Annotated in this window: 4 protein-coding genes and 1 pseudogene; 3 read left to right on the forward strand and 2 right to left on the reverse strand. The window is 46.2% G+C overall.

Annotated elements, in window-relative coordinates; translation table 11 throughout:
• A pseudogene (locus tag Q0236_RS03155) lies at positions 1-318 on the forward strand (DNA (cytosine-5-)-methyltransferase); the annotation flags it as partial.
• A 41-nt stretch (positions 319-359) separates the two neighbouring features.
• Entirely contained in the window at positions 360-737 is a 378-nt protein-coding gene (locus Q0236_RS03160; protein WP_297915059.1) for a hypothetical protein, read from the forward strand.
• Positions 738-1,074: 337 nt separating this feature from the next.
• Here Q0236_RS03160 and lon read toward each other — a convergent pair whose 3' ends face one another.
• Both lon and Q0236_RS03170 read right to left on the reverse strand, forming a co-directional pair.
• Positions 1,075-3,588: an endopeptidase La gene (gene lon / locus Q0236_RS03165; RefSeq protein ID WP_297915062.1), complete on the reverse strand. Its 2,514-nt coding sequence runs from the start codon at positions 3,586-3,588 to the stop codon at positions 1,075-1,077.
• Between the two features lie 8 nt (positions 3,589-3,596).
• Complete coding sequence (locus Q0236_RS03170; protein WP_297915065.1) at positions 3,597-4,244, reverse strand: outer membrane protein assembly factor BamD; 648 nt, start codon at positions 4,242-4,244, stop codon at positions 3,597-3,599.
• Positions 4,245-4,495: 251 nt separating this feature from the next.
• Between Q0236_RS03170 and Q0236_RS03175 the strand changes: the two genes are divergently transcribed.
• Positions 4,496-5,085 (forward strand): type II secretion system protein (locus Q0236_RS03175; protein WP_297915068.1); only part of this gene is annotated, 590 nt, incomplete at its 3' end.

Below are 5,085 nucleotides of genomic sequence, written 5' to 3' on the forward strand. Positions count from 1 at the left end.
GATATAAAAAACTACGACTGTTTTATGGATAATATTGATAACTTTACAGTATCAAAATTCCTTAATCAAAATGGAATTGTATTGGTACCTAATTTAACATATTATCCAAGAGCAACTTTTCTACCGAAAAATAGCATTACCGATGGTTCTGTGGCTATATTAAAACCAAAACAAGGCATCAAGGTTACGCAGAAGCATTTAGATTACTACAGTAGTGAAGAATTTACAGAATATTATAGAATCGCAAGAAATAGGGGAACTAGATCTCTAAATATTGATACTAATTCTGTTAAATTTTTTGGATTAATTAAGTCATAGTAAGCTATAATAGATTTTAAAATTATTTTAGAAAGGTAAAAATGTATAGACCAAGTTTTGGAACAAACACCCCTCCACAAATTAGATTTGATTCTGAAAGCCAATATTATCAGGCTTTAGGTTATCTAGCAAAATCCGATGGAACATCTTCAATTCATTGGGAGCACAATGAAAAACAAGGGGCTTGGGGAAGTGAGGGACGAATACACTTTTACGTAAGCAATCCAAATATTCCAGGGCACTTTGCAAGAACAGCTGGTGTAGGAGGTGTTATTTGCCGAACAAATTGCAATGAATTTATTCAGAACCTTATTGCTGATCATAATTTTGTTGAAGGTAGGATTCAAGATATTGATAATATTAGAGGAACCATTCCGGAAATTTTTATAAACGACTTTAATTATGGGTTAACTTTATAATTTAAAAAACTACCAGATCTTCCATAACCGACTCTAATTATCGTATTGTACTTTTGCGGGTCGGTTTTTCTAGGTTTGTGATGCGCTCTTTGCTCGCCAAAGTCCTTTGCATAGCCGTTTGCGGCGATAAGTTCATCCATTTTAGCAACGCTTCACGGCTCGTCATCAAAGCTGCCGACGTATAAATTTTGCGCGCAAAGCCCCTCGTCTATCCTCAAAAACTCTGCCGTGCCGCAGCCTGGCTCCTTTTTCTGCGTAGCCTGTCGCTACAAATATTTCAAAATTCCGCTGAAGTGCACGCTGCTAAAGCGGCTAAATTTAAAAAGGCGCTTTAAATTTAGACCAGCGCCAGCTTCAGCACCTCTTCGATCCGATCTACCGGCGTTATTTTCAGATCGTTTTTGACCTCGTCCGGGATCTCCGCCAGGTCGCGCTCGTAGTTTTTGCGCGGGATCAAAACCTCGGCGATTTTGGCTTTGTGCGCGGCGATGAGCTTCTCCTTAAGCCCGCCGATCGGCAGCACCTTGCCGCTTAGCGTGATCTCGCCCGTCATCGCTAGATCGGCGCGTACCTCGCGCTCGCTTAAAATCGACGCAATCGCCGTGCTCATCGTGATGCCCGCGCTCGGTCCGTCCTTGGGCGTTGCACCCTCGGGCACGTGGATGTGAAGGTCGAATTTATTATAAATCTGCTTCGAGCTTTCGGAATTCTCCTCTGTGCCTGAATTTTGTGCCGCCGCAGGGCTTTTAGACGCTGCGCCGCCATTTGCGCGCAATGCGGAGTTTTTGCCCGCGCGTGAGGCTTTTGCTGCGCCGCTCTCAGCGTCTTGGCCTGCTTTGAGCTTGCCCTCGTCGATCAGCACCTTTACGACGCTAAAGGCGATCTGCGCGGATTCTTTCATCACGTCGCCGAGCTGGCCCGTGATCGTCATCGCGCCTTTGCCTTTGATCTTGACCGCTTCGATCTTGAGCACGTCGCCGCCTACCGCAGTCCACGCAAGTCCGTTTACGATGCCGATTTGATCGCATTTTTCGACCTCATCGATCTCGAAAACTTTTTTATTTAGAAATTCGCTTAAATTTTTCGTCGTAACGACGATTTTTTTAAACTCTTTGTCTTTTAAAATTTTAACCGCGACCTTGCGGAAGATCGCTGCGATCTGGCGGCGCAAATTTCGCACGCCGCTTTCGCGCGTGTACTCTTCGATGATCTCGGAAAGGGCGGCGGGGTTGATCGCTACGTCGGCTGATTTTAAGCCGTGGCGCTGCAGCTCCTGAGGGATCAGATAGTCTTTAGCGATCTGAAATTTCTCCTGCGGCGTGTATGAGCTAAGCTCGATAAATTCCATTCTATCGCGCAGCGGCGCGGGTATGAGAGACACGTCGTTCGCCGTGGCGATAAAGATGATCTTGCTAAGATCGATATTGAAATTTAGATAATAATCCCTAAAGCTCGAGTTTTGCTCGGGGTCTAAAATTTCAAGCAGAACCGCCGTCGGATCGCCCTTGTATGAGCTTGAAATTTTATCGATCTCATCAAGCACGATGACGGGGTTCATCTGATTTGCCTCGATGAGACCTTGCACGATGCGGCCTGGCATCGCGCCGATGTAGGTGCGGCGGTGTCCGCGCAGCTCGTTTACGTCCTCGAGCCCGCCTAAGGCGATACGGATAAGTTTGCGCTTAAGCGCGGTCGCGATAGAGTTCGCAAGGCTCGTCTTGCCTACGCCGGGAGGGCCGTAGAAGCACAAGATCGCGCCGCCGTTTTTGCCGTCCTCTTTGCTCTTCTTGCCGCTTGTGCCGCGAAGCTCCAAAAGCTGCTTTAGCGCGAAATACTCCTCGATGCGCGCCTTGGGCTTTTTCAGGGAGTGGTGGTCTTTATTTAGCTGAGCGGTAACGCCCTCGATAGACATCTTGTGTTTGGCAGTCTTTTCAAAAGGCACCTCCAAAACCCAGTCCAGATAGCTCTGCACGAGCCCCGCATCGGCGCTGTCCGGATGAAGGCGGGCAAATTTATCGATCTGCTTTTTGATCTCTTTGTAGGCATCCTCGCCCAAATATGGCTTTTTGGCTTCCAGCTTTTTGCGGTATTCCTCGATCTCGACGTCGCGATCGGCATCGCCGCCGAGCTCCTTTTGGATCTGCTTGAGTTGCTCTTTTAAAAAATACTCTTTGTTCGTCTTGTCGATCTTGGAGTGAACTTTGCTTTTGATCTCCTTTTCAAGCCTCTGTGCTTCGATCTCGTCGGAGATGTAGTTGATGAGGTTGAAAAGACGCTTTTGCAAGTTGCTCTCGGTAAAAAATGAGTAGGCTACCTGCTTTTTTAGGCGCAGTGCGCTTAAAATCAGGTCGCAGACGCGCGCAGCATCGGTGCCGTCGTCGATGGTTTTTAGTAGATCGTTCGGGAAAAAATGCGTAAGCGTGCTAAGCGTCTTGGTTTTTTCCTTCAGCACGCTTACCAGCGCGTCTAATTTCTGGTCATTGCCGCGCTCGTCGTGGATGATATCGACGGTAGCGATTAGCGGATCTTGCGAAATTTCTTTTACGATTTTACCTTTTAGCGCGCCTTGGAATAAAATTTTAACCCGACCGTCGGGAAGCGGCACGGTTCTCATCACGGAGCCCACGACGCCTGCGTTATAGATACCGCCAAAGCTTCTATCGCCGCTAAATTCCGACTTCGAGCTTACGACCATTATCATAGATTCGTTTTTGGCGGCTAGATCGAGGGCTTTTTTGTTATGCTCGTCGCCGATGAAAAGGGGCGCTATCATAAACGGATATAAAAATAGCTCGTCCTCGATGATGATAGGCAGATCGCTCGGAAAGGTTGTATTTTGCATCAGTTGCATCGCTCCTCCTACTCAAAGATCGCGCGATACCAAGGAGAGCGCGGTTTGATGACGTCGGTGCCGTTTAGCGGGGATTCCTCGATGCGCTGCTCGTAAATTTTGGCAGAACTTTCGCGGTCGGTGCGCTCATAAAGGTCTTTGATGTCGATATTTAGCTGATGCTCGGCAAGTCTGAGCTTCGTTAGCATCGTCTCAAGTAGCGGACGATACTCGCTCTGCGGGTATTCAGCTATAAATTTTCGAATTTCGTCGATGCTGTTTAGCATTAGCTTTTGGTTGCGATTTGGGCGGCTAAAGGAATCGAAATTTGCTCTGATCTTTAAAAATCTTGCGTATTCGATCTTTTGCGTCGTGCCGTAGAGGCGGATATACTCGTCTAGGTATTTGTTTGCTTTCTCATAGTTTTCGTCCTCCACAAAAGCCCACGCCATAATGAGCGTCGTCTCCTCAAGCAGCGGAGAGGCGATATGCTCGCTAGCAAAGCTCGTATAGTGTTTTTCGGCATCCTCCATACTTGCGTTGTTGATATCTTCTAAAATTTTAGAATACCACGTCTCGGGGCTTAGGTTAAAAAGCTCGCCATCGCCCTTACCGCTGCAGCCGCCGATAAACGCGATAAATAGGAGAGCGGATAGAATTTTACTTAGATTTGTCATAAAAAATCCTTGGAATTTATTTAGCTCGTAATTTTATAGTCTTTGAGTAAATGCAAGCTTAAATTCTGCATCCAAATTTAAAAATGGAATTTCTTTAAAATTTTTGTGCGTTCGGGCTTAAAAATCTTTGAAAACCGAAAAAATTTACGCGATAAATTCTAAATTTAAGTTTAACAATAGTATAATTAGCGCCAATAACGTAAATAAAGTTTGCGTTTTGAATTTCAGAATTTTGGAAGAAAGGATTTGAGATGAAAAAAGGTTTTACTCTAATCGAGCTGATCTTTACCATCGTGATTTTGGCGATCACGACGATGGCGATCCCGCGTATCGTCGCGCAGACGACCGAGCTAAATGCCCTTGCGATCAAAGAGGAGCTCGTATATAACGCTAAAGCTTTTATGTCTCGTATATCTAAAGCGCAGTGGGATAGCGCATACGCAGGAGATGCTAGCTGCGGAGGCGATACTGGCTGCATGAGGAGAATTCTAACGGTAAATCCGCCTGCTGATGGCGCCCCCGAGGTCAGACCAGGGATTTTAAATGAAGCTAGCAGGCGCGAGGTCAGTGCCCAAGCTCCGGCTACAAAAAAGCAGTTCGGTAGAAGGGGAATTTCTCTGGGTGGCGGTAGTTATAACGATATCGACGACTACGACAAGTTCACGACCAATATAACGGTTGGTGATTTAGTGGGCTCTAGTAGTAAGGGTGATTTTATTCTTAATACTGGAATTAATGTCGACGTAGATTATGTAGCAGAGCCTTTTACTGCTGCGCAATATGCTACCGGTACCGATATAAGTGGTGTTCTTAGCGATAAGCCATCCAATGACGCCGTTAC

Source organism: uncultured Campylobacter sp. (genome assembly GCF_938031315.1).
Taxonomy (GTDB): domain Bacteria; phylum Campylobacterota; class Campylobacteria; order Campylobacterales; family Campylobacteraceae; genus Campylobacter_B.

Bases quoted from the DNA above. Each gene is read 5' to 3' on its own strand.
- Q0236_RS03160 (WP_297915059.1), top strand. From the start codon at position 360: ATGTATAGACCAAGTTTTGGAACAAACACCCCTCCACAAATTAGATTT.
- lon (WP_297915062.1), bottom strand. From the start codon at position 3,588: ATGCAACTGATGCAAAATACAACCTTTCCGAGCGATCTGCCTATCATC.
- Q0236_RS03170 (WP_297915065.1), bottom strand. From the start codon at position 4,244: ATGACAAATCTAAGTAAAATTCTATCCGCTCTCCTATTTATCGCGTTT.